The sequence below is a fragment of the Cryobacterium sp. N19 genome (assembly GCF_002929595.1).
GTDB lineage: Bacteria > Actinomycetota > Actinomycetes > Actinomycetales > Microbacteriaceae > Cryobacterium > Cryobacterium flavum.
In genome coordinates this window covers 1-22774 of record NZ_PJJR01000047.1, presented here as the reverse complement: position 1 = coordinate 22774, position 22774 = coordinate 1, and the positions used below count along the sequence as shown (strand labels likewise).

Annotated in this window: 22 protein-coding genes; 12 read left to right on the top strand and 10 right to left on the bottom strand. The window is 66.4% G+C overall.

Translation table 11 applies throughout. The features are described from left to right. The first annotated feature begins 111 nt into the window (after positions 1-111). Both CXY78_RS05550 and CXY78_RS05545 read left to right on the top strand, forming a co-directional pair. Positions 112-1077, top strand: coding sequence for an MTAP family purine nucleoside phosphorylase (locus CXY78_RS05550; RefSeq protein ID WP_233206093.1), 966 nt, complete (start codon positions 112-114; stop codon positions 1075-1077). Between the two features lie 112 nt (positions 1078-1189). Next, the gene (locus CXY78_RS05545) at positions 1190-2425 is read left to right on the top strand and encodes an NAD(P)-dependent oxidoreductase (RefSeq protein ID WP_104088463.1); all 1236 of its coding nucleotides are present in this window, start codon (positions 1190-1192) and stop codon (positions 2423-2425) included. A 207-nt stretch (positions 2426-2632) separates the two neighbouring features. Here CXY78_RS05545 and CXY78_RS05540 read toward each other — a convergent pair whose 3' ends face one another. Both CXY78_RS05540 and CXY78_RS05535 read right to left on the bottom strand, forming a co-directional pair. Further along, the gene (locus tag CXY78_RS05540) at positions 2633-3784 is read right to left on the bottom strand and encodes a sensor histidine kinase KdpD (RefSeq protein WP_233206092.1); all 1152 of its coding nucleotides are present in this window, start codon (positions 3782-3784) and stop codon (positions 2633-2635) included. A gap of 103 nt (positions 3785-3887) precedes the next feature. After that, a complete protein-coding gene (locus tag CXY78_RS05535; RefSeq protein ID WP_104088461.1) occupies positions 3888-4667 on the bottom strand; it encodes a response regulator transcription factor in 780 nt (259 codons plus the stop codon). Between the two features lie 297 nt (positions 4668-4964). Between CXY78_RS05535 and CXY78_RS05530 the strand changes: the two genes are divergently transcribed. Genes CXY78_RS05530 through CXY78_RS05520 form a run of 3 tightly spaced genes read left to right on the top strand, consistent with a single transcriptional unit; the run spans position 4965 to position 7137 of the window. Next, complete coding sequence (locus CXY78_RS05530) at positions 4965-5708, top strand: glycosyltransferase family 2 protein (RefSeq protein ID WP_104088459.1); 744 nt, start codon at positions 4965-4967, stop codon at positions 5706-5708. Beyond that, a complete protein-coding gene (locus tag CXY78_RS05525) occupies positions 5705-6373 on the top strand; it encodes a DUF2064 domain-containing protein (RefSeq protein WP_104088458.1) in 669 nt (222 codons plus the stop codon). The genes CXY78_RS05530 and CXY78_RS05525 overlap by 4 nt, the downstream gene beginning before the upstream one ends. Then, positions 6370-7137 carry a class I SAM-dependent methyltransferase gene (locus CXY78_RS05520; RefSeq protein ID WP_233197430.1) on the top strand — a complete coding sequence of 256 codons (768 nt, stop codon included), beginning with the start codon at positions 6370-6372 and terminating at the stop codon, positions 7135-7137. Before CXY78_RS05525 ends, CXY78_RS05520 begins: the two co-directional genes overlap by 4 nt. Positions 7138-7256: 119 nt before the next feature. Here CXY78_RS05520 and CXY78_RS05515 read toward each other — a convergent pair whose 3' ends face one another. Continuing rightward, positions 7257-7775: a hypothetical protein gene (locus CXY78_RS05515; protein WP_134505159.1), complete on the bottom strand. Its 519-nt coding sequence runs from the start codon at positions 7773-7775 to the stop codon at positions 7257-7259. Then, positions 7775-9031, bottom strand: a complete 1257-nt coding sequence (locus CXY78_RS05510) for a molybdopterin-dependent oxidoreductase (RefSeq protein WP_092342003.1) — start codon at positions 9029-9031, stop codon at positions 7775-7777. Before CXY78_RS05510 ends, CXY78_RS05515 begins: the two co-directional genes overlap by 1 nt. A 112-nt stretch (positions 9032-9143) precedes the next feature. Between CXY78_RS05510 and CXY78_RS05505 the strand changes: the two genes are divergently transcribed. From CXY78_RS05505 to CXY78_RS05495, 3 genes are all read left to right on the top strand, one after another. Then, a complete protein-coding gene (locus CXY78_RS05505) occupies positions 9144-10529 on the top strand; it encodes a glycosyltransferase family 87 protein (protein ID WP_233197429.1) in 1386 nt (461 codons plus the stop codon). Positions 10530-10656: 127 nt separating this feature from the next. After that, entirely contained in the window at positions 10657-11697 is a 1041-nt protein-coding gene (locus CXY78_RS05500; protein ID WP_104088456.1) for a glycerophosphodiester phosphodiesterase family protein, read from the top strand. Positions 11698-11699: 2 nt separating this feature from the next. After that, on the top strand, positions 11700-11939 hold the full coding sequence (locus tag CXY78_RS05495; protein ID WP_092342001.1) for a hypothetical protein: 240 nt from the start codon (positions 11700-11702) through the stop codon (positions 11937-11939). A gap of 187 nt (positions 11940-12126) precedes the next feature. On the opposite strand, the gene CXY78_RS05490 is transcribed toward CXY78_RS05495, so the two are convergent. The 3 genes from CXY78_RS05490 to CXY78_RS05480 form a co-directional block, all read right to left on the bottom strand. Next, a complete protein-coding gene (locus tag CXY78_RS05490) occupies positions 12127-13479 on the bottom strand; it encodes an ABC transporter substrate-binding protein (protein ID WP_104088455.1) in 1353 nt (450 codons plus the stop codon). A gap of 78 nt (positions 13480-13557) precedes the next feature. Then, on the bottom strand, positions 13558-14421 hold the full coding sequence (locus CXY78_RS05485; RefSeq protein WP_104088453.1) for a carbohydrate ABC transporter permease: 864 nt from the start codon (positions 14419-14421) through the stop codon (positions 13558-13560). After that, positions 14421-15404 (bottom strand): carbohydrate ABC transporter permease, encoded by a 984-nt coding sequence (locus tag CXY78_RS05480; protein ID WP_104088452.1) that lies wholly within the window; start codon positions 15402-15404, stop codon positions 14421-14423. The genes CXY78_RS05485 and CXY78_RS05480 overlap by 1 nt, the downstream gene beginning before the upstream one ends. A gap of 197 nt (positions 15405-15601) precedes the next feature. Between CXY78_RS05480 and CXY78_RS05475 the strand changes: the two genes are divergently transcribed. Next, complete coding sequence (locus tag CXY78_RS05475) at positions 15602-16621, top strand: glycerophosphodiester phosphodiesterase family protein (RefSeq protein ID WP_104088451.1); 1020 nt, start codon at positions 15602-15604, stop codon at positions 16619-16621. Between the two features lie 224 nt (positions 16622-16845). On the opposite strand, the gene CXY78_RS05470 is transcribed toward CXY78_RS05475, so the two are convergent. Both CXY78_RS05470 and CXY78_RS05465 read right to left on the bottom strand, forming a co-directional pair. Beyond that, positions 16846-17526, bottom strand: a complete 681-nt coding sequence (locus CXY78_RS05470; RefSeq protein ID WP_092341996.1) for a hypothetical protein — start codon at positions 17524-17526, stop codon at positions 16846-16848. A gap of 347 nt (positions 17527-17873) precedes the next feature. After that, the gene (locus CXY78_RS05465; RefSeq protein ID WP_092341995.1) at positions 17874-18320 is read right to left on the bottom strand and encodes a metallopeptidase family protein; all 447 of its coding nucleotides are present in this window, start codon (positions 18318-18320) and stop codon (positions 17874-17876) included. Between the two features lie 44 nt (positions 18321-18364). On the opposite strand from CXY78_RS05465, the gene CXY78_RS05460 reads away from it, so the two are divergent. Beyond that, positions 18365-18589 carry a DUF3499 family protein gene (locus CXY78_RS05460; RefSeq protein ID WP_104088449.1) on the top strand — a complete coding sequence of 75 codons (225 nt, stop codon included), beginning with the start codon at positions 18365-18367 and terminating at the stop codon, positions 18587-18589. 187 nt (positions 18590-18776) lie between these two features. On the opposite strand, the gene CXY78_RS05455 is transcribed toward CXY78_RS05460, so the two are convergent. Further along, entirely contained in the window at positions 18777-19211 is a 435-nt protein-coding gene (locus CXY78_RS05455; protein WP_092341993.1) for a MarR family winged helix-turn-helix transcriptional regulator, read from the bottom strand. Between the two features lie 177 nt (positions 19212-19388). Here CXY78_RS05455 and CXY78_RS05450 point away from each other — a divergent pair, with 177 nt between their 5' ends. Both CXY78_RS05450 and ahcY read left to right on the top strand, forming a co-directional pair. After that, positions 19389-20612 carry an MFS transporter gene (locus CXY78_RS05450; protein WP_104088448.1) on the top strand — a complete coding sequence of 408 codons (1224 nt, stop codon included), beginning with the start codon at positions 19389-19391 and terminating at the stop codon, positions 20610-20612. A gap of 90 nt (positions 20613-20702) precedes the next feature. Continuing rightward, complete coding sequence (gene ahcY / locus CXY78_RS05445; RefSeq protein ID WP_104088446.1) at positions 20703-22190, top strand: adenosylhomocysteinase; 1488 nt, start codon at positions 20703-20705, stop codon at positions 22188-22190. Positions 22191-22774: the final 584 nt, after the last annotated feature.

Sequence of the window (22774 nt, the reverse complement as noted above, 5' to 3'; positions counted from 1 at the left end):
AAACTGGGCCCGTGGACGGGGCCTGGGCCCCGACCGCGTAGGCGGTCTGCGCGGGCACGCAGGTTTCGATGGCACACTGAACACTCGACTTTTAAACGCTGGGAGCCGCTTGTGACGTTTGACCCGACTGCCGACCAATTGGCTGCGCCCTCGGCCGAATCGCTGCCCGAACCTCTGGTCGACCCGACGGCGCGTGCCGAGTTTGCCGTCATCGGCGGATCCGGACTCTACGAACTCATCGACCCGGCCGGCGCCGTAACGCACCAGGTACAGACGCCCTACGGAACCACGCCCGTCACGATCGGCCTGCGAGCCGGTCGCCGGGTCGCGTTTCTGCCCCGGCACGGCAGCGGTCACAGCGTCGCCCCGCACCTGATCAACTACCGCGCGAATATCTGGGCGCTGGCCTCGATCGGCGTGCGGGCGATCATTTCGTCTTCGGCGGTCGGGGGAGTCACGCCGGAGTATGCGCCCGGGCTGCTCGTGGTCACCGACCAGTTCATCGACCGCACGACTGGACGTCCCGACACGTTCTACGACCGGGAATCGGTGCAGCATCTCTCCGCCGCCGACCCGTTCGATCCGCTGCTGCGCGGGTACGCCGTGAACGCCCTCGAAGAGCTGGGCGAGAACTTCGCCCCCACCGGAACGGTCGTCGTCATTCAGGGCCCGCGGTTTTCGACCCGGGCGGAGTCAGTCTGGTTCCGCTCGATCGGCGCCCACATCGTCAATATGACCGCCTACCCCGAAATCGTGCTGGCCGGGGAGCTCAACCTGGGCACTGTGAACCTTTCCTTCGTGACGGATGCCGACGCCGGGCTCGCGCCGGTGCTCGCAGCGGATGCCGGGGACGCCGAGACCGCCGCCCGTGGTGTAACCTCCCTCGAAACGGATGCCGTGACCGCCTCGGTCGTGTTCCGGCGCCTGCGCGACGCCCAGCCGCGTATTCTGGCCGCGATCGACGGCATCCTGCGAGCTCTGCCGACTGACTTCGCTCCGCGTGAGCTCATCGACCCGGCCCAGGTCGCCGCCGTACTCGCTCGTGCCGTGGTGTCTGACCCGGATGCGCTGGCGTGAACATGGATCGCTCGGCGCGCGGTGCGTTTCAGCGGGTCGCCGGCGGATCGACGGGAAACGCGGAGCGCCACCCTGGTGCCGGCTGCGTCAGCACCGTCAAGCGGGACCAGCCATGACCGGCGAACACCTGCTGATCACTGGCGGAGCGGGCTTCATCGGATCCGCGATCGTCGACGCCGCCCTCGCCCGCGGCTATCAGGTGCGCGTACTGGACTCACTGCGCGCCGACGTGCACGGGCCTGCGCCGGCACTCGTGTCCGAGCCCGAGCGAGCGTCCGCGGCCGACCGCGAGCCAAGGTCCGAGGTTGAGTCCACGCCTGAATCCGCGTCCCCTATCTTTCCGGGCCCGGGCCCGGAAAGCGGGCCCATGAGAGAACCTGGGCCCAGCTTCCGGGCCGGGAACGCACGCCCGGCGGGCCTGGACCCACGGGTGGAGTTCCTGCTCGGCGACGTGACCAACCCGGACACCGTCGCCCGCGCCCTCGAAGACATCGACGTGGTCTGCCATCAGGCGGCCAAAGTGGGACTCGGCGTCGACTTTGCCGACGCCCCCGACTACGTGCACAGCAACGAGGTGGGAACGGCGGTATTGCTGGCCGCGATGGCCGAGCGGGGCATCCGCCGTCTGGTTCTGGCGTCATCCATGGTGGTCTACGGGGAGGGCAGCTATCGCGGCCCGAACGGTTTCACCCGGCCAGGCCCGCGCCTCGCGAGCGACCTCGACGCCGGGCGCTTCGACCCGCGCGACCCGGAGACGGGCCAGGCGCTCGAGCCCGTTCTGGTGAGCGAAACCGACCCGCTCGACCCGCGCAACGTCTACGCGAGCAGCAAACTCGGTCAGGAATATCTCGCCACGGCCTGGGCTCGCTCGACCGGCGGGCAGGTTGCCGCCCTGCGCTACCACAACGTCTACGGACCGGGCATGCCGCAGAACACGCCCTACGCGGGGGTCGCCTCCCTGTTTCGTTCGGCGATCGAGCGCGGTGAGGCTCCGCGGGTGTACGAAGACGGCCGGCAGCGCCGCGACTTCGTGCACGTGCGTGATGTGGCCGCCGCCAACATTTCCGCGCTGGAATTCACGGCCCATTCCGATTCCGGAATATTCCGCCCGTTCAACGTTGGCAGCGGAATCGTGCACACCATTGGCGATATGGCGACCGCCCTTGCCGCGGCGGCCGGTGGCCTCACCCCGATCGTGACCGGGCAGTACCGGCTCGGCGACGTGCGACACATTACGGCGTCCTCCGAGCGATTGCGCACGGAACTCGGTTGGTCCGCCCAGGTCTCCTTCGAAGACGGCATGCGCGAGTTCGCCACGGCCCCTCTGCGTGCTGCCGTGTGTCCCTGACCCAGCCCACGGGGCTATTCCGGTCGCCACAGACACCTGTGGGAGTGGCGAAAACGGCGTAACTCCTGCAAATTCTCGGCGGCCCCGCGCGGAAGCGCGGAATTCCAGCCAACTTTCCGGGCACCTTCTGCAAATTGCAGGAGTCATGCCCTGGGAAGTGATTGAACCCTGAAGAGAGACCGGGAGATGCTTTGGCCTGCCGACCGATCAGGCCAGCGGATGCTGCGGCAACAGCATCTCAAACCGGCATCCGTTCCCCACATTGGTCACCGTCACCTGCCCAGCATGAGCCCGCACGATGCCCTCGACGATCGCGAGCCCCAACCCGGCGCCGCCGCTCTGACCGGCGCCGGTTCCCCAGGCGGACACGGTCCGCGGTTCACTCGCTCGCCAGCCAGCCTCGAACACCCGACCGAGATCCTGCTCCGGAATCCCGCCGGCCGCATCCACAACCGAAATCACAGCCCTGCCGTCGACGTGCCGGGTGACCGAGACGACGATGGCGCTGTCGGCCGGAGAATACTGAATGGCGTTCATGACCAGGTTGCCGACCGCGCGGGCGAGCTCCCGGGCATCCGCTTTGAGGGTGACACCGCGTTCACCCTCGAAGCGCAGGTCGAGCGATTTGCCGAGGGCGACCGGCGCGAGATCTGCGACGGTGTCGCTGATCAGGTCATACAGGGCCACCCGTTCAAAGTTGAGTTGCAGCGCCCCGGCGTGGATCTTGGACAGCTCGAACAGGTCGTCGACCATGCCGCTGAGCCGGTCGACCTGCCCGCGAATCTGCGCGTAATACCGCTGTGGGTCGGGAGCCATGCCGTCTTCGAGGGCCTCGGCCATGGCGCGGATGCCAGCGAGGGGCGTGCGCAGGTCGTGCGAGATCCACGCCACGATTTCGCGACGCGACGACTCGATGCGCTCCTCCCGCTGGCGGGATTCGGTCAGCCGATCGGCCGTCGCGGCCAACTCCCCGGCGAGCGAGGCGAACTCCGTCGATGTATGCCGATCCGGAGATATAACAGATTCGCCCCGACCGATGCTTGCCGCAGCAGCCCGAAAGTACTGGTTGTCGCGAACCAGCGACCGCCCCAAAACAGAGGCCATGACGAGCGACACGATTCCGGCGACGGCGGCTACCGAGTAGAACACGTTCAGGTCGTGCTCCGACAGGTACATGAGCGACGCCACCGCGGAGGTTCCGCTGACCACCGACACGACGGTCGCGAACGCGACGACGACCACCTGCATCACGAGCGACCCCCGCGACAGCAGCCGCAGGGTGAGCAGGGCGAGTGCTCCCACAACCAGCGCGCAACCGAGCGCGATGCCGGCCACGGTCGCAAAGACGCCAGCGGTCACGGTGTGCCACCCGCTAAACGGATGCCGCGGGCCGGCCAAGCCCCGGTGCCTCCCGCGAGCCTCGAATACCAGACCACCGTGGTGACGACCTCGCCCGGCGCGCTCATCCCGCGCTCCTCGATGCGTCGTTAGCGGGCATCGAACCGGCCCCAAGCGGCACCGGATCGAACCGGTATCCGACCCCCCACACGGTATTCACGAGCAGCGGATGCGCCGGGTCGGCTTCGACCTTCTCCCGCAACCGCCGCACGTGCACGGTCACGGTGGACAGGTCCCCGAATTCCCAGCCCCAGACCGAACGCAGCAACTCCTCGCGGGTCAGCACCCGCGACGGCCGCCAGATCAGATAGGCGAGCAGGTCGAATTCCCGGCTCGTGAGCACGAGCGGCTTGTCGCGCAACCGAATCTCGTGTGCGGCGAGGTTGAGCGAGAATTCGCCGGCGTCGAGGATCCCCTCCGGAATGGATTCGGTGCCGCTCCGCCGCAATACTGACTGCACCCGCAGCACCAGCTCGCGCGGAGAGAACGGCTTCACCAGGTAGTCGTCCGCGCCCGCTTCGAGCCCTTCGATGCGGTGTTCCTCCTCGCCGAGCGCCGTCAGCATGATCACCGGAAGCGCGCCCCAGTTCACGCGGATGCGGCGACACACTTCGATGCCATCGAGCAGCGGAAGCATGCGGTCGAGCACAATAAGGTCGGGCTGCGCGAGTTCGGCCTGGCGCAGGCCGGCAAGCCCGTCCACGGTTTCATCCACGACGAATCCGGCGGCGCGCAGGTATCGCCCGACCACCTCGGATACCGTCGGGTCGTCCTCGATCAGGAGCACGCGACGGCCGGCGAGGGCATCCGCTCGGGGCGGCGCAAAATATTGGGAGGGAGACACCCCCTCAGACTAGGCGTGCACACCCCATACCGCGCGGGGCGCGCGCACCCACCTGTCGGTCGGTCCAGCGGATGCCCCGCCTAACGCCGTCCGCCCAACCGGACGGGGCCCGGGCCCCGTCCACGGGCCCAGCTTCTAAACTGGGCCCAGGGCCACAACATGGGCCCGGACAACCAACCCGCCACCGGCATCCGCCAATCGTGCGTTGAGCCACTTCACACCAAACGCCCAGAAACATTCAGCGGTTCGTAACCTGTTTCGCCCCGAAGCCCCAGACCTCCCCTTTAGGGTCGAAGAATGATGAATATTCGGGTCGATGTGGTGTTGCCCTGCCTCAACGAGGCGCAGGCACTGCCGTGGATCCTCGAACGCCTGCCCGCCGGCTACCGCGCGATCGTCGTCGACAACGGGTCGACCGACGGGTCCGCCGACCTCGCCCGCATCCTCGGCGCGTACGTCGTGCACGAACGCCGCCGTGGATTCGGCGCCGCCGCCCACGCCGGGCTCCTCGCCGCGACCGCCCCGATCGTGGCCTTCTGCGACGCCGACGCCTCGATGGACCCCCGCGACCTGCCTCTCGTGGTCGATCCGATCAGCGCCGACGAGGCTGATCTCGTGCTTGGTCGCCGTCGCCCCACGACCCGAAACGCCTGGCCTCCGCATGCCCGTCTAGCAAATACCTATCTTTCCTGGCGACTGCGCCGAATAACAGGTGTGAACATTCATGACCTGGGCCCCATGCGAGCGGCCCGCCGCGACCACCTCCTCGCCCTCGACCTGCACGACCGCCGCAGCGGATATCCGCTCGAGATGTTTCTCGGCGCGGCCGCAGCGAATTGGCGCATCCGCGAGGTGGACACGGGCTACGCGCCGCGCGTCGGCCGCAGCAAGGTAACCGGAACCGTGCGCGGAACCCTGACTGCCATTCAGGACATGTCCGCGCTGCTCAGCGCCAACAACGCCCAAAGTGCCAACAACGCCCGAAGCGCCAACAGCGCGAGCAGCACCAGGAACCCAAACACCAACGAGGCCCGCTCATGACCGCTATCGTCGTCATCGCCAAGGAATGCCTTCCCGGCAAGGTCAAGACCCGCCTGCACCCGCCGCTCTCCCTCGAGCAGGCCGCCCAGCTTGCCGCCGCCAGCCTCGCCGACACCCTCGCCGTCGCCGGCGCGCTGCCCGCCACCCGCCACATCCTCGCGTTCGACGGTGTGACCCCGCCGCCGGAGGCATCCGATTGGGAGATTCTGCCGCAGACCTCCGGCGGTCTCGATGAGCGACTCGCCGCCATCTTCGACCACCTCGATGAGCCGACGCTCCTGCTCGGCATGGACACCCCCCAGATCAACGCCGCCGCGCTCGCCCCCGTCTTCACCGGCTGGGGCGACGAAACGGATGCCTGGTTCGGCCCCGCAGACGATGGCGGTTTCTGGGCGCTCGCGCTCAAAAACCCGACCGGCGCGCTGCTTCGCGGCATCCCGATGAGCCGCGCCGACACCGGAGCCCACCAGCTGCAACGCCTCGACGAGGCCGGCCTCACCGTCGGCCTGCTGCCCTCACTCACCGACATCGACACCATAACGGATGCCCATACCGTCGCCTCCAGCGCCCCCCACACCCGGTTCGCGCGTGCTTTCGCGGGGGTGACGGCATCCGCTCTGTTGCGGAATGCCGAATTGCCCACCGTGAACGGGGCACGCTCATGACCCTCGTGTCGCCGCGCCTGTGGGAGCAGTCGGCCGACTGGGAACTCGACGACGCTGCCAGAGACCGCGCCACGGCCGAGCGTTTTCGCCGCCCGACCACGTTCGGGTCCGGCGGATCCGAACCGTATGCCCAGGCGCTGCAATCCGATGACAACGTGCTGTACCTGCACGGCAATCGAGCCGATGCTGATCCGGGAACGCCGACGCGCGTGTCGACCATGCACGCCGGGCGCTGGAGCGCCGGAGCCGATGCAATCGACCGTTCCCTGCTCTGCGGCGTCGCGGGACCGGTGCTGGACATCGGCTGTGGACCGGGCCGCATGATCCAGGCCGCGATCGACGAGGGACTCGATGCCCTCGGCGTCGACGTCTCGCCGACCGCCGTGCGCATCGCCCTCGCAGCCGGTCTCGCCGTGCTGCAGCGCTCCGTCTTCGACTACATTCCGCTCGCGGGAACCTGGGCGACCCTGCTCCTCGTTGACGGCAATATCGGTATCGGCGGCGACCCCGACGCTCTGCTCGACCGCTGTGTGTCGCTGCTCTGCGCCGACGGCGTGCTCGTCGTCGAGGTGCACCGCGACCCCGAGCACGACCTCGCCTACGAGGGCACCTTGCACGACGCCGCCGGACACACGAGCGATGCGTTCCCCTGGGCCGAGATCGGCGTCAGCGCCCTGCGCCGCCGCGCGGCCCGCGTTGGACTCGTGCAGGTCGCCGAATGGACCCGCGGAGGCCGTTCCTTCGCCCGCCTAGCCCGCGCCTGACCGTACCTTCTTTCCGGGCCCGGGCCCGGTAACTGGGCCCATGCTAGATCATGGTCCCAGTTCTCAAAGCTGGGCTCGGCCGCTCCTCAATAGCGGGCCGCCGACAACAGCCACCCACCTCAGCGCCCGGAGTCGTCCGGAAAAGCCACGTCCGGTCGTCGCCCGCGCAGAAACGCCCACACCGACAGCCCCACGGTTACCACCGCGAGCACGAGCCAGAAAATCCCTAGGTTGAGCCCGTAATTCAGCGGCAGCACCGTTGGGTTGGCCGGGGCGAAGTTTTTTGCCACGATCAGTGGCACCGCCACGAGCGAGACCAGAGACCCGACGACAATGCCGCCCTGCACGATCGCAATGATCGTCCCGGTCGCCCGTCGTCCGACCCGCCGCAGCGCAATCCCGAACGCAAACACGATCGGCGCCAGAATCGCATCGTGCAGCACGATCGCCGCCGCAATCCACAGCGCCACCCCGGGAATGCGGGTCAGCCGCACCGAGTCGAACATCACGAACGCGCCCCAGGCCAGCATCAGCACGCCGACACCCAGCAGCACCAAGCGGATGCTGCGCATCCGTTGACCGGTCGACGCCTCGATTCCGGCCGGCGGTGGTGTCAGACCGCCTTGAAGAGAAGTCATCAGATCGCCTCGATTCGGCTCAGCCACTTGGTCTGCAACACACCGGGCCGGCCGGGCGCGATCATGCGGGCCGGATACCCGTGCTCAAGGTCGAGCGTCTCTCCGTTGAGCTCGAGCGCAACGAGCGTGAGCGGGTCGCGCACATACTCGCGCCCCATCTGCGTTTTGCTGAAACTGCCGCGTTCTTCGAGGCTGATCAGGCGAAACGACGTGTCAGGGTCGGCGTTCATCAGATCGGCGAGGTCGCGCAGTCGCACACCCCGCCACGATGCCATCTGGCTCCAGCCCTCGACACAGGCGATCGGCAGTTGCACGGACGTCTGCGGCAGTGCGAGCAGCTCGTCCCGAGTGAACGAGCGTTCGGTGCCGGAGACAGCGAGGGTGAGGCTCCACGCGGGGGCCATGGCGGCATCCGCTACCTTGGCCTGTTCGCTCGTGCGGTTCACCGGAACTCCCTGCTGGCCGACGCCCTTCTTGCGCGGCGCGAACAGGTTGACCGCGTTCAGCGGTGTGAAGGTCTGCCCGGCGGTGAGACCGACGACGGCGGTCGTAGCCACACCGACCGTGGTGAGAAACCCGCGCCGACTGACCCGCGACGCAGTGCGCGGCGTCGCGTCAATGTAGTCGAGCACCCGCCCGGTCACGCCATTGGGGCGGGTCGTGCCCCAGAGGCGCACGGCCTCGGCATCGGAACCGCGGTCCCCCGACACCGCATCGGAGAGATGCTCGTCGTCGGAGGACGGAGATTTGTTCCAGTACCGCGTGATCACCGGAAGCTTGACCGCGATGTGGATGACCAGCAGCCCGATCAGCACCCAGCCGAGCGCAAAGTGCACCTGCCGAAACGGAAACGGCCACGGGTACCACTGGTAGGTGTTGAGCAGCCCGATCGTGATCTGAACGAGCGAGGCACCGACAAACAGGGCGATCGACGCGCGCTCCAGAAAATGCACGATGCCGCGAACCGGGGGATACGCAAACAGGTTTGGAAAGACGATGTACAGCTTGGCCAACAGCAGCGGAAAACAGGCGATGCCCGTGATGATGTGCGTGCCCTGGGTCACCTGGTAGAGAAACTCGGGCCGGGTCGCGAAGCGCATCCAGTCGAGCGGTTCCTGCAGAAAGTGGCTGTACAGGCCGGTGCCGAAGCAGATCAGAAAAGCGGCGCCGAGCAGCCGCCCGATCACGGTGGCCATGCGCGGATTGCGCACCGGCGACGCCAGCGCTCGCTGGGCCTCGTACATCAATCGCCGCATACCTTCATTGCACCACCGCGCCGCGCTCAAAAAGGGTAAGAATTCCTTACGATGTGCGGGTGAATGGGTGAACGGTCCCGGAAAAGTCACGACCCATGAGACAGACTGAACCGTGCGCATAACGATCATCGCTGCCCTGCTGGTGGCCAGCGCTGCCCTCACCGCGTTCGGCGTGCTCACGTTCGACCTGTTCAACCCCGACCGCGACGAGGTGCAGCTCGTGCTGGTCACGAGCGCGCTCTGGCTGCTCTTCGGCCTGGCCTGGTGGCTGTTGCGCCGTGTCCGGGGCAAAACGGTCGTTGCGCTGATCCTCGCCGGTTCCGCTCTGATCGGCGGCGCCGCCATGGTCGGCCCACCCAACACGAGTACCGACTCGGCCCGTTACGCCTGGGACGGCATCGTACAAACCAACGGCATCAGCCCCTTCGCTTTCACGCCAGCGGATGCCCGCCTCGATTCCCTGAGACCAGATTGGCTCTTCCCCGCACCCCAGACCAACGCCGTCGGCAAGGAAATCTGCGACGGTGAACGCATCGTGCGCGCCCGCACGACCGATGGCGACCTGCTCTGCTCGGCCCTGAACCGTACGGCCGTACCCACGATCTATCCGCCGGCCAGCGAGATTTTTTTCGCCGGTGTGCGCTTTCTCACCGGACCAGGGCCGGAATATTGGCCGCTGCAGCTCGCCGGGTTGCTGCTGAGCCTCGGAACGACCGTCCTGCTCCTGAACGGCATGCGCCGCCGCGGCCTGAACGAGAGAAACGCGGCCCTTTGGGCCTGGTGTCCGCTCGTGGCGACCGAAGCCATCACCAACTCGCACGTGGACATGCTCGGCGTCATTTTCGTGGTCGCGGCCGTGTTCCTGGTCTCGAGCAAAAAAGTCTGGCGCGGCGGCATCATGCTCGGAATCGCAATCGGCACCAAACTCATTCCTGTGCTGGCGGCACCGGCGCTGCTGAAAAGGGGCGGGTGGCGCATGGTGGCGGCATCTGTTCTGAGTTTCGCTCTGCTGTACGTGCCCTATGTGCTCGCCACCGGAATCGGGGTGCTCGGCTACCTGCCCGGCTACCTCACCGAAGAGGGCTACCAGGACGGCTCGCGGTTCGCGCTGGTGTCTCTGGTCGCGCCGGGGGCATCCGCTGTGATCGTGGCGGGCATTATTCTGGCGATCGTGGCCGTTTTCGTCATCATCAAAACCGACCAGACCCAGCCCTGGGTCGGTCAGCTCGTTATGATCGGCGCGACCCTGCTCGTGCTCAGCCCCCGCTACCCCTGGTATGCGCTGCTGCTGCTGCCGTTCGTGGCGCTCAGCGGCCGCTGGGAATGGCTGCTCGTGCCGATGGCGCTCACCCTGCGGTTGCTCCTGCCGAACCCGCAGCTCACCCAGGTGTCGATCGCGGTCGCGGTGATGGTGATCGTGGCCGTCTCGCTGCGCCGCGCCGGCCCCGGTGCGCTCAAGCAGATGCTGCCGCCCCGCCTGACCGCCCGTCGCGCGTAACGCAGTCAACGTGTTAACACAGAGTTCATGCGCCTGACCGCTGCGAAGCGGATGCCGGCCACCTCGCCTCCTTAACGTGGGCAGATGCACGCCTCTCGGCGTGCTTCGATCCACGAAAGAGTGCCGCATGCGCAAGATTGTGATCATCGCGGCGGCTGCCGCCCTCAGCACGGTCCTGGTCGGCGGTGCCGTGGTGGCCGCGCAGGGGGAGCCGGCGCCCGCCGCGCAGACACCCCGCGCGACACAACTCGCCGAGTTCGACCTGCAATCCCACCGCGGCGGCCGCGGCGAACATTCCGAAGAGAGCCTCGCCGCCTTTGCCGCCTCGCTGGAGCTGGGCGTCAGCACCCTCGAACTCGACACCCATCTCACCCGCGACGACGCCGTCGTGGTCTGGCACGACGATGTGCTCACCGCGACCAAGTGCCGCGACACGGATGCCGCCTTCCGCGGCGACCCGCAATTTCCCTACGCCGGCAGCCGGGTGCGCGAGCTGACCCTGGAACAGATCCAGACGCTCGATTGCGGCTACCAGCAGCTTCCGGGCTATCCGGAGCAGCAGAATGTGCCGGGAAACACCATTGCCGAACTCGCCGACGTGTTCGCGCTCGTCGACGTTCACCAGGCCGACACCGTGCAACTCAACATCGAGACCAAGATCGAGACCCCCGGCCCGGCGGGCGCAGACGAAATGAAGGCGCTCACCCGCGCCGTCGTCGCATCGATCGAAGCGTCGGGCCGCGCCGATCGTGTGACGGTGCAGAGTTTCGACTGGGCGTCCCTCAACCTCGTGCGCGACATCGCCCCTAAGCTGCGACTCGTCGCCCTCGCCCAGGACGACGACTGGCTCGGAGTCGGCCGGCCCGGCACGAGCGTGCACCTGGGCGGCATCGACATCGACGACTACGACGGATCCGTCGCCCGCGCCGCTGCCGCGCAGGGGTATGACGCGCTCTCGCCGATCTTCGAGACGGTCACGCCCGAGCTCGTTGCCGCGGCGCACGCCGCCGGACTGCCTGTGATCCCGTGGACGGTCAGCGAGACCGCGCTCATGCACACCCTCATCGACCTGGGCGTCGACGGCATCATCACCGACTATCCGACCCGGCTGCGCGCCGTGCTCACCGAGCGCGGCCTTGCCCTCCCGACCGCCTACCCAAAGCTGTGAGCATGATCGCTCGGCTGCTCGCCACCGTGTTCACGGAGCCGCGTCGCCGCCTCGCGCAGGCGGCCGGTCGCATCCGTCGTGCTCTGCGCTATGAGGCCCATGCCTACTGGCGCTCCCGCCCGATCAACCCGCACGCGGTGCTGTATGAGGCGTTCAATGGGTCCGGCCTGCTCTGCAAACCCGAAGCCCTGTTCCGACAGCTCCGTATTACCCCCGATCAGGCTCATTTGCGGCACAATTAGGCGCGGAAGAACCCGCACGCGGCGCGCAAAGAGTTTCGCCGCGATCGAACGGTGCGCTTCGTGAAAAGCGGCTCGCCCGCCTATTATCGGGCGCTCGCCACGAGTCGCTACCTGGCAAGCCGATGCCGCCCCGGCAGACGCAAAAGCGGGCCCGCCAACCGGCGAGCCCGCTCTCCTGCACCCGGAGTTACAGGTACGCGCTCACGTTCTCGTCGAACGAGGTCGCGATCGCCGTGCTCGCAACGGCGAAGGCCTCGGCCGGGGCGGCCTGCTGCAGCATGATCTTCTCGAGCGCGGTGGTGAGCTCCTTGTCGCCGTTCGGCACGAAGACGCGGCCCCAGTCCTGCGAGCGAGTCGTCTCGAGCTGGTCGACGGCGGTACGAAACTGCGGGAACTCGGCGTAGACCTTGGTCATGGTCTCGCCATCGCGGGCCGAGGTGCGCACCGGCATGTAGCCCGTGTTCGAGGAGAAGTACGCCGTGTTCTCGGAGTTCGTCAGAAACTTCAGGAACATGCCGGCGGCCAGCTGCTGTTCCGGCGTGCGGTCGGAGGCGATCGCGACGCCGGTTCCGCCGGTCGGGCAGGCCTGCCCTTTCGGGCCTTCCGGCAGAAAACCGGTGCCGACGTCAAACGTTGCGGCCTTCAGAATGCCGGTCAGCGAGCCGGTCGAGCCCATGATGCAGCCGGTCAGGCCAGCACCGAAGTCGGCGACCTGGTCGACCGCGGCCACGGTAGCGATCTTGCGGTCGTAGATCAGGGACTGCAGGTAGTCCGCCGCTGCGATCGCTTCGGGAGTGTCGAGAGTCATCGTCCACTCGTCGGAGTAGGCGCCGCCCTGGCCCCACAGCATGTTGCAGAACCACCAGGCCGCCCAGGATGCGCCCTTGCCGAGTCCGAGCGGCATCACGCCGCCGTCGGCCGCAATCTTCGGTGCCCACTCATCAAATTCGGCCCAGGTCTTCGGTGCCCGGTCGGGCAGCCCGGCCTTCGCCCAGACTGCCTTGTTGTAGTAGAACAGCGGGGTGGAGCGGGCGTAGGGGATAGCCCAGTGGTTGCCGGTGAAGGTGTAGTCGTCGTACAGCGTCGTGTTGAAGTCGGCGGTGTCGAACTCGAGGTGCTTGGCGAGGTCGTCCAGCGGCAGAATCTGGCCGTTGATCATGTACCGGAACCACCACACGTCGCTCGCCAGCACGAGGTCGGGCACGCTGTTGGTGCCCGATGCTGCCTGGAACTTCTGCGCGATCTCGTCATAGTTGGCGCCGGCCGTGACCAGGTTCACCGTGATCTCGGGGTTCTCGGCCTGGAAGCGCTTGATGAATTCTTCCTCGATCAGCTTCGAGGTTCCCGGGTGGTTGCTCCACCAGGTGATCTCCTTGGCCGGAATGACTCCCGTCCAGTCCGTGACCGGTGCGTCAGCGGCGCCGGCACCCGCTCCGAGCGAGGGCCCGCTGCACGCGGCGAGAGTGGCGGTGGCTCCGAATACCGCGGCGAGCTTCAGAATCTGCCGGCGGTTGATGGTGAACGTGGGTGTCGCGGTCATAGAACTCTCCTTGTAGGGGTAGGCACAAGCGGAAAAGAAGGGGGTGGCATCCGCTTCAATAAAACGGATGCCCGCAGATCAGCCGGTCACGCCACCGGCGGTCAGTCCGGCGATGATGCGTTTCTGCAGCGCAAAGAACGCGATGAGCACGGGCACGGTGACCAGCACGGTGCCGGCCATCAGCACGCCCCAGTTGGTGACGCCGTCGTTGTTCTGCAGCAGGGTCAGGCCCACCGGCAGCGTCATCATGTCGGAGCGGTCGACGACGAGCAGCGGCCAGAGGTATTCGTTCCACTCGGAGACGATCGAGACCAGGGCGACCGCGGCGATGGTCGGCGCGCTGATCGGCACGATGAACCGCCAGAGGCGCATCCAGTGGCTCGCACCGTCGAGGGCTGCGGCTTCGAGAATACTGATCGGCAGGGTCAGAAAATGCTGACGAAACAGAAAGGTGCCAAACGCGCTGGCCAACCCCGGAACGATGATGCCCTGGTAGGTGTTGATCCAGCCGAGCGAGGCTACGAGGGTGAAGTTCGGGATCATAACGATCTGCTGCGGAACCAGCAGGGCAAAGATGACCAGCCCGAAGACGAATTTCTTGAACGGAAACTCCAGAAAGACGACCGCGTAGGCGGTGGTCAGGCCGAGCAGCATCTTGAGGCCGGCGCCGATGACGGTGGTGATGGTGCTGTTGAGAAAGAAATTTCCAAACGGCACGGCGGCCAGGGCGGCCGCATAGTTGGACAGGTCATAGGCTTCAGGCAGCCACTGGATCGGCACGGTGTAGATCTCGTCGCGTTCCTTGAACCCGGCCAGGAACATCCAGGCCAGCGGCAGAATCATGATCGCGATGGCCAGCACGAGGCCGAGGTAGCCGCCGAGCTGCAGCGGCTTGCGGCGACGCGGTGCGGCCGCGGTCGTTGAAAGGCTGGGCGTGGCCATTAGTAGTGCACTCGTTTCTCGACGTACTTCATTTGAATCAGCGTCACCACGAGCAGCACGGCGAACAGAATCGTCGCGACGGCGGAGGAATACCCCGCCCGACCGGCCTGAAAGCCCTCCTGGTAAATCTGGTACATCATCGTGGTGGTGCCCTCGAGCGGTCCGCCCTTGGTCATCGCCTGAATGATGTCGAACGACTGCAGCGAGCTCAGCAGGGTGGTGATCGACAGAAAGAAGGTCGTCGGGCCGAGCAGCGGCAGCACGATGTTGCGAAACGCGCGCACCGGCGAGGCACCGTCGAGCGAGGCAGCCTCGAGCAGGTCGCGCGGCACCGACTGCAACGCCGCCAGGTAGATGAGGGCTACGTAGCCGACGTTCTTCCAGAGGTAGACGATGATGACCATGACCAGCGCCCAGTGCGGATCGTTGTACCAGGGCGGTGAGGCCACGCCGATCGCGTCGAGCAGCGCCGCGGTGATACCGAAGTTCGGGTCGAACACGAACAGCCAGAGCAGGCCCACCGCCACCCCGGAGAGCACATACGGTGCGACCACAATGGTGCGGGCCGCGCCGCGACCGTGCAGCTTGCGATTCAGAAGCACAGCGAACAACAGCCCGATCACCATGCCTCCGCCGACGGTCGCGATCGTGAAGATCAGGGTGACCGTGACGACGCGAACGGTGCCGGGATCGTTGAGCCAGGTTACATAGTTACCGAGGCCCACCGGAATCGCCGATACCGAGCCGAGGTTCCACTGCAGTGTGGAGTAGTAGAGCGACTGCAGCAGCGGCTTGTAGGTGAAGACGATGAGCAGCGCCACGTTCGGCCCAGCGAACAGCAGAAACAACAGCCACGACTTCCACGGCTTCTTCTTTTTTCGCGGGGTGAATATACGAGGCGGCACGGGCGACACAACGCCGGTCGAAACCGATACCGCCACCGCTGAATCGGTGCTGCGGTGCAGGTCCTCGATGGTGGGCATACGCTGAAATCTCCCTGAAAAATACCGTCGGCCAAGCAGCGGACTCTGTCAGGTTAGGGAGCGCCCGTGGCGCTGATCGGCCAATTTGATTGTTTGCGCGCACTCTTCGCGAGTCGTTCGCCTGCACCGCGTCGAAACTTCAGCGGGTGTTCACCTGAGCGGCTATCGACGTCACCCGGCACCGTTACGGTGTGCAGATGCCCCCTCTTGTCATCGGTCACCGCGGAGCCAGCGGCTACCGCCCCGAACACACTCGTTCCGCCTATGACCTCGCGTTCGAGCTCGGCGCCGACGCCGTCGAGCCCGACATTGTCGCCACCCGCGACGGCATATTGGTGCTGCGCCACGAGAACGACATCTCCGCCACAACGGATGTCGCCTCCCGCACCGAATTCGCCGGCCGCCGCACGACCAAGGAATTCGCCGACCACACCCTCACCGGCTGGTTCACCGAGGACTTCACCTGGGCCGAACTCGCCACGCTGCGCGCCCGGGAACGCCTCGCCCACCTGCGGCCGACGAGCGCCGTGCACGACGACCAGTATCCGATCCTTCGGCTGAGCGACCTGTTTCACCTCATCGACGAGGCCTCGAACACCTATCGGCGCACCCTCGGCATGGTCGCGGAAATCAAGAACGCCGCCTATTTCGAATCGATCGGCCTGCCGCTCGACGAATTGTTCGCCGCCGAGGTGCGCGCGGCCGGCTGGAGCAACGACGACGAGCGCCTCATCATCGAGAGCTTCGAACCGACCGTGCTCGAGCAGCTCGCTGCCCGGGGCATCAGCGCTCAAAGCGTGTTTCTCATCGCCCCGACCGGACAGCCGCTCGACAAAATCATCGAGCTCGGCGCCGCAGCCCCGTACTACTCGGACTATCTCACCGACAGCGGCCTCGCCGCTCTCAGCGTTGACGGTATTAGCGTTGACAAATCCCTGATCATCCAGGCGGATGCCGCCGGCGAGTTGGTCGTCTCGTCTCTCGTCGCGGACGCCCACGCGGCCGGGTTGGACATCCTCTGCTGGACGCTGCGCCCCGAGAACGCCTTCCTCACTGAGCCGCATCGCCGCGGTGAACAGGCCGCCGATTTCGGCCACTGGCGCGGCGAGTTCGCAGCGGTCATGGGCAGCGGCATCGACGGGGTCTTCGTCGACCACCCCGACCTCGCCGTGACCGTGCGCGACGACCTGCGCAGCCGGGCTGCGGCATCCGTTTGACGCGCCGCGCGGATGCCGCCGCGCAGTCCCGCCGCCTAATCCTGCCGTGGCACGCGTTTGAGAAGTTGGCACTGGTTTGAACACGTGCCAACTTCTCCAAGACGTGCCACGAGCCCGCCGCGCGCGCACGTCACGTGCGACACACCGCCCGGGCACGCAAAAATCGAGGCCCGCCGTGTGGCGAGCCCCGATTCGTGCTGTGACGCTGACTCTCTTGTGAAGAGCTACTTGGTGGCGGCGGTGATCGTCGCGATACCAACGAGCAGCTGGTCAGCGACGGCGTCGGTCTTGAACGTGTCGTTCAGCAGGCCGGCGGCGACGGAGGAGATGTGCACCGTGGTGCCGGTGAGGATGGCGTTGTCGCCGTCCATCTTGAGGGGCTCCAGGGTTCCGCCGTAGAGGTTGAAGAGGAGAACCTGGGTCGCGGCGGATGCGCCGTTGACCGAGACGTCACCGAAGAGCTCCGAGGTGCCCGGGTCGATGGTGAAGTTGGTCAACTCGACGACGGTGTCGCCGGCGGCCAGCGAGAAGCCGGAACCCTCGTGCTGAATGGAGCCCTGAACGAACGGGCGGTAGCTTTCGGCCGGGTCGTAGTAGTCCACGTTGCCGCCGGTGATCGGGAAGTGCAGGCTGCCGTCTTCGAGGGTGGCCGTTCCGACGGTTCCGGCGGTGAGGCCGAGGCTCGTCAGGGCAGCGGCGAAGTTGGCGTCGAGTAGCACCGCGGTGTCAACACCGGAGAGGCTGGGGATCGAGGCGAGCGGCGTCGGGGTGGCTTCGGCCGAGCTGGACGAGCTGGCGGCAGGCGCCGGGGTGGTCGTGGTGCCGGTCGCCGAGCAGCCGGCGAGGCCGGCGATGAGAATTCCAGCAGATGCGAAACCGATGGTGGCCTTGGTGAATGTACGCATGGGATAAATCCTTTTCTGTAGTTCGAGCAGGTGGTGTTGGGGTCTGCATGGTGTTCGGTTCCACCCCCGAAATGGTTTGGAATTACCCCAATCCGTTACCGTTCTGTTACTCAATTCAGCAAACGTTCAGACAAGCGCGCGCGCTAATAGCGCCGCGATCCCAGTCGCAGAAAGGGATCGCGGGGTCGCCGCCCTGCGAATGCCCGCCCCGCCCGCATTCTGCGCGTGGCACATATTGGGGAAGTTGGCACTGGTTTGAACACGTGCCAACTTCTCAGACACATGCCGCGACGCCCAGTGGCCGACGCTTCTCTGTGGCGGTGCTCGCCGGAAGCGCGCCCGGCGGTCTAGAAGTGGCGGAAGCGATCCGGCGCGAGATCCCAGGGGTCTTTGCCGAGGAGTTCGGCGACGCCGCGAAACACGCAGGTCTCGATCATCATGCGCTGGTGCATCTCGTCGTTCTCGTGCAGGCGCGACAGCCGCTGAATCGGCAGGCGGTAGAACACCACGCGATTCGTCTCCGGCGTGACCATCCAGCGCTCGACCCCGACACCGGGGATGACCGAGGGCGGTCCGGCGGCCACCTCAAAAACCGACTTGCCCAATTCTTCGGGCCAGACGCCGCGCAAATACTCGATCGTCGAGGCGATCGTCATGTCGAACAGGTCGATGCGGGTGCGCAGCGGCGGCAGAAACGGGCCGGTCGCCGAACTACGGATGCCGCGGCCGTGCCGGTCACGCCCGCGGCCGCGCACGGTCGGTTCGGGCGAAGCGGATCGACGGGATCGGGACATGCTGCCATCCTACGGCGGGCTGGGAGCGGCTACCCTTATAGGCAATGACATTCCGCCCGTGTTCTCGCGTTGCCTGCCTCGAACCCTCGGTGGCCACGCTCACCTTTGACTATGGGGAGTCCCTGGCTGTGCTCGGCCCGCTGTCCGGCCGCAAAGAACCGCACAGTTTTGACCTGTGCTCGCGTCACGCCGAGCGCACGCGCGCTCCCCAGGGCTGGCAGCTCATGAAACACCGCTTCGTGGCCGACGACCCCGACTCTCCCCGCTAGCATCGGTGGCAGGGCCCGGCCTCCGACCAACGCGCTGACGCGGCCCGGGGGAACGCTGCTGAACCGTTCGGACCGGGCTAGCCGGCGATAGCTTTGACGAGACCGGCCAGTGCCGGTGCCAGCCGAGCGGATGGCAGTGCTCGCTTGAGCGCGGCATAGTGCGACGTGCCGAGCCGTTCGGACCGGGCTAGCCGGCGATCGCGTCGACGAGACCGGCCAGTTCCGGCGCCAGCCGAGCGGATGCCAGCGCCCGCTCGAGTGCCGCATCGTGCACCGGGCGGGCCCGATCGTGCAGGGCGTGCCCGGCCGCGGTGAGTTCGGTGTAGATGCCGCGCCGGTCGTCGGCGCAGAGAACGCGGGTGAGCAGCATCCGCTCTTCGAGGCGGTTGACCAGGCGGGTGGTCGCGCTGCTCGACAGGGCGGTCGCGCCGGCGAGTTGCTGCATGCGCATGTGCCAGCCGTGTTGGCGGCCGAGCGCGTCGAGCACGGTGTACTCCACGACCGACAGTTCGACCGCGCCCTGGAGTGCTCGCTCGAGTTCGGTGTCAATGGCCGCGTGCAGGGATGCCAGGGTACGCCAGCCCTGGGCGCGCACCTCGACGGCGTCGTCTGCAATACCCATGGATCCTCCGGTGTTCACGATGGTTGCTTGCGCGGATAGCTAGCGTGTGCAAGTATTTGTAGCGCGCCTGCAACAAGTGTTGGCTGCAACTACCAGCGCGTGCAATTACCAGCGTAGGTGGTCAATCTGTGTCCCGCCAGAGTTGGCGCTCATCCGTCTCGTTCAAGGAGTTTCGCCATGCCCATCAGCCTGATCGCCCTCGCCCTCGGTGGCTTCGGAATCGGCCTCACCGAATTCGTCATCATGGGCCTGCTGCCCGAAGTTGCCGCCGACTTCGCGGTGACCCCGGCCGTGGTGGGCTGGCTCATCTCCGGCTACGCGCTCAGCGTGGTCGTCGGCGCGCTCGGTCTCACCGCCGCCGTCAATCGGTTCTCCCGCAAACGCGTACTCGTGGCGCTCATGGTGCTCTTCATCGTCGGCAACCTGCTCTCGGCCATCGCCCCCACCTACGGAATCATGCTCAGCGGCCGCATCATCGCCGCCCTCTGCCACGGTGCCTTCTTCGGAATCGGCGCCGTCGTCGCGGCCAGCCTCGTTCCCGAGAACAAGAAGGCCGGCGCGATCGCGATCATGTTCACCGGGCTCACCGCCGCCAATGTGCTCGGTGTGCCGTTCGGTACCCTGTTCGGCCAGGCCTTCGGCTGGCGCTCCACCTTCTGGGCGATCACCGCGATCGGCGTCGTCGCCCTGCTTGGTCTGGTCTTTCTGCTGCCGGCCATGGCGCCGCCGCGCGCCGGCACCGCGAGCCTGCGCCAGGAGCTGCGCGCCTTCCGGTCGCCGCAGGTGTGGCTGTCGATCGCGGTCACCGTGCTCGGCTTCGGCGGTATGTTCGGAGCCTTCACCTATATCGCGTTCACCCTCACCGAGGTGGCCGGCTTCGCGGCGAGCATGGTGCCGTGGCTGCTCGTGGTGTTCGGCGTCGGACTCTTCGCTGGCAACGTGCTCGGCGGCAAACTCGCCGACCGCAACCTCGACGCGAGCCTGCTCGCCTTCCTCGGCGCCCTGACCCTCGTGCTCGTTTTCTTTGCGCTCACCGCTGCCAACCCGATCGCGACCGTGGTCTCGCTCATTTTGATGGGCGGATTCGGCTTCGGCGTCGTTCCCGGCCTACAAATGCGGGTGATGCGCTACGCAAACGGCGCCACCACGCTGGCTTCCGGCGCCAACATCGCGGCGTTCAACCTCGGTAACGCGCTCGGTGCCGGAGCGGGCGGCAGCCTCATCGCCTCCGGCCTCGGCTACACGGCGCCGATCTGGGCCGGAGCGGCCGCCGCGCTCGTGGCGTTCCTCGTGATGGCGCTGGCCGCAGCGGGCGCGCGGCGCCGGGCCGCGGCATCCGCTCTGCCAACGGACCGCGGCCAGCACGAGGAAAGCCGCAGCGAAGTGGCAGCGCGAGCGTAGCGGCGAGCGTAGCGGCCAGCGCGAGCGATTACGCGCACAACGAGCGTAAGAATGTCGAGTTCATTCAGGCTGAAATGGCAAGATAGTGCCATGACTGTCGCCGCACCCACCGTGCCCTCCACCTTCACCTACAAAATCGCCGATCTGTCGCTCGCGGAGGCTGGGCGCCACCAGCTGCGCCTGGCCGAGAACGAGATGCCCGGCCTCATGGCCCTCCGCACCGAATTCGGTGAGACCAAGCCGCTTCTTGGCGCCCGCATCGCCGGATCCCTGCACATGACCGTGCAAACCGCCGTGCTGATCGAGACCCTCGTGGCCCTCGGCGCCCAGGTGCGCTGGGCCAGCTGCAACATCTTCTCCACGCAAGACGATGCCGCCGCCGCGATCGCGGTTGGCCCCACCGGCACAACGGATGCCCCGGCCGGCGTTCCCGTGTTCGCCTGGAAGGGCGAAACCCTCGAGGACTACTGGTGGTGCACCGCGCAGACCTTCGACTGGAGCGCCGAGGCGGCTAGCGCCGGAGCCAGCTGGACCGGCCCGAACATGATCCTCGACGACGGTGGCGATGCCACCATGCTCGTGCACAAGGGCCGCGAATTCGAGTTGGCAGGTGCCGTACCAGCGGATGCTGCCGGTGACAGCCACGAATACGGCGTCATTCTCGCCGCCCTCCGTCAGTCCCTGGCGGAGTCGAGCGACCGCTGGACCCTGGTCGCCGCCGACCTCATGGGCGTCACTGAAGAAACGACCACCGGTGTGCACCGCCTCTACGAGCTCGCCGCGAGCAAGGAACTGCTCTTTCCGGCCATCAATGTGAACGACTCGGTCACCAAGAGCAAGTTCGACAACAAATACGGCATTCGTCACTCACTGCCCGACGGCCTCAACCGCGCCACCGACGTGCTGATCGGCGGCAAGGTCGTCTTCGTCGCCGGATATGGTGATGTCGGCAAGGGCGCCGCCGAAGCTCTGCGCGGCCAGGGCGCCCGCGTAATCGTGAGCGAGATCGATCCGATCAATGCGCTGCAGGCCGCGATGGACGGTTTTCAGGTGGCCCGCCTCGAGTCCGTTGTCGAGCAGGTCGACATCTTCGTCAGTGGCACCGGAAACTTCAACGTCATCGGCGTCGACCACATGCTGCGCATGAAGCACCTCGCCATCGTCGCCAACGTTGGACACTTCGACAACGAGATCGACATGGCCACGCTCGAGTCGCTGCCGGGTGCCGTCAAGGTGCAGATCAAGCCGCAGGTCGACGAATGGCGCCTCCCGAGCGGACGCAGTGTGCTCATTCTGTCGGAGGGGCGCCTGATGAACCTCGGCAACGCCACCGGCCACCCCTCGTTTGTGATGAGTAACTCCTTCACCAACCAGGTGCTCGCGCAGATCGAGCTCTACGTCTCGCCGGAGAAGTACCCGGTGGGCGTGTACGTGCTGCCCAAGCTGCTGGACGAGAAGGTGGCACGCCTGCACCTCGACGCCCTCGGCGTGGAGCTGACCGTGCTGACTCCCGAGCAGTCCGCCTATATCGGCGTTCCCGCCGAGGGCCCCTACAAGGTGGACCACTACCGCTACTAGCCCCTGCCCGTATTGCGGACGGGGCCCAGGCCCCGTCCGTGGGCCCAGTTTATAAACTGGGCCCGTGTTCATAGGGTGGGCCCGGTAGGTGCGACACGCCCGGGTGGGGTGCGTTTTGACGGGTGGGTGTGGTGGCCGTAATGTATCTATACGTACCCCAAAGGTGCGAAAAGCCGCAGTGCTTTTCGGCCTCATGCGGGACCAGATCGTAGCCAGATCAGCTGAGAGTGCTTGTTTCAAGTGCGTTAAAGTTGGGCTAGGATAGTAAGCCTCCCATCAAGTGTGTGTTGCTGGTTGAGTCGGGTTTTCTGAGCGTTTTGGTGTGCTTTGCATGCCGAAAACTGCCCGGTTTGGCCGATTTGACAGCGACTGGCTGGGTGGGTAACTTAGACAAGTTGCCCCGGAGCGACAGCCCAGAACAGGGCCTGAAGTCGGGTGTGTCCGATCCTTGAGAACTCAACAGCGTGCACAATGTCAAATGCCAAAAACCTCGTGGTTGCCCACCCGTTTCTAGCGGGTTGCAGCCGGGAGATTCCTTTGGAAATAATATTGAACAAGTCCTGACTTCGGTTGGGCAACTAAAC

Excerpts from the sequence above, each read along its gene's own strand:
- CXY78_RS05515 (WP_134505159.1), bottom strand. The coding sequence starts at position 7,775 with ATGACTTCTCTTCAAGGCGGTCTGACACCACCGCCGGCCGGAATCGAG.
- ahcY (WP_104088446.1), top strand. The coding sequence starts at position 20,703 with ATGACTGTCGCCGCACCCACCGTGCCCTCCACCTTCACCTACAAAATC.
- CXY78_RS05525 (WP_104088458.1), top strand. The coding sequence starts at position 5,705 with ATGACCGCTATCGTCGTCATCGCCAAGGAATGCCTTCCCGGCAAGGTC.
- CXY78_RS05530 (WP_104088459.1), top strand. The coding sequence starts at position 4,965 with ATGATGAATATTCGGGTCGATGTGGTGTTGCCCTGCCTCAACGAGGCG.
- CXY78_RS05500 (WP_104088456.1), top strand. The coding sequence starts at position 10,657 with ATGCGCAAGATTGTGATCATCGCGGCGGCTGCCGCCCTCAGCACGGTC.
- CXY78_RS05455 (WP_092341993.1), bottom strand. The coding sequence starts at position 19,211 with ATGGGTATTGCAGACGACGCCGTCGAGGTGCGCGCCCAGGGCTGGCGT.
- CXY78_RS05510 (WP_092342003.1), bottom strand. The coding sequence starts at position 9,031 with ATGCGGCGATTGATGTACGAGGCCCAGCGAGCGCTGGCGTCGCCGGTG.
- CXY78_RS05475 (WP_104088451.1), top strand. The coding sequence starts at position 15,602 with ATGCCCCCTCTTGTCATCGGTCACCGCGGAGCCAGCGGCTACCGCCCC.
- CXY78_RS05490 (WP_104088455.1), bottom strand. The coding sequence starts at position 13,479 with ATGACCGCGACACCCACGTTCACCATCAACCGCCGGCAGATTCTGAAG.
- CXY78_RS05520 (WP_233197430.1), top strand. The coding sequence starts at position 6,370 with ATGACCCTCGTGTCGCCGCGCCTGTGGGAGCAGTCGGCCGACTGGGAA.
- CXY78_RS05485 (WP_104088453.1), bottom strand. The coding sequence starts at position 14,421 with ATGGCCACGCCCAGCCTTTCAACGACCGCGGCCGCACCGCGTCGCCGC.
- CXY78_RS05465 (WP_092341995.1), bottom strand. The coding sequence starts at position 18,320 with ATGTCCCGATCCCGTCGATCCGCTTCGCCCGAACCGACCGTGCGCGGC.
- CXY78_RS05495 (WP_092342001.1), top strand. The coding sequence starts at position 11,700 with ATGATCGCTCGGCTGCTCGCCACCGTGTTCACGGAGCCGCGTCGCCGC.
- CXY78_RS05460 (WP_104088449.1), top strand. The coding sequence starts at position 18,365 with ATGACATTCCGCCCGTGTTCTCGCGTTGCCTGCCTCGAACCCTCGGTG.
- CXY78_RS05545 (WP_104088463.1), top strand. The coding sequence starts at position 1,190 with ATGACCGGCGAACACCTGCTGATCACTGGCGGAGCGGGCTTCATCGGA.
- CXY78_RS05470 (WP_092341996.1), bottom strand. The coding sequence starts at position 17,526 with ATGCGTACATTCACCAAGGCCACCATCGGTTTCGCATCTGCTGGAATT.
- CXY78_RS05450 (WP_104088448.1), top strand. The coding sequence starts at position 19,389 with ATGCCCATCAGCCTGATCGCCCTCGCCCTCGGTGGCTTCGGAATCGGC.
- CXY78_RS05480 (WP_104088452.1), bottom strand. The coding sequence starts at position 15,404 with ATGCCCACCATCGAGGACCTGCACCGCAGCACCGATTCAGCGGTGGCG.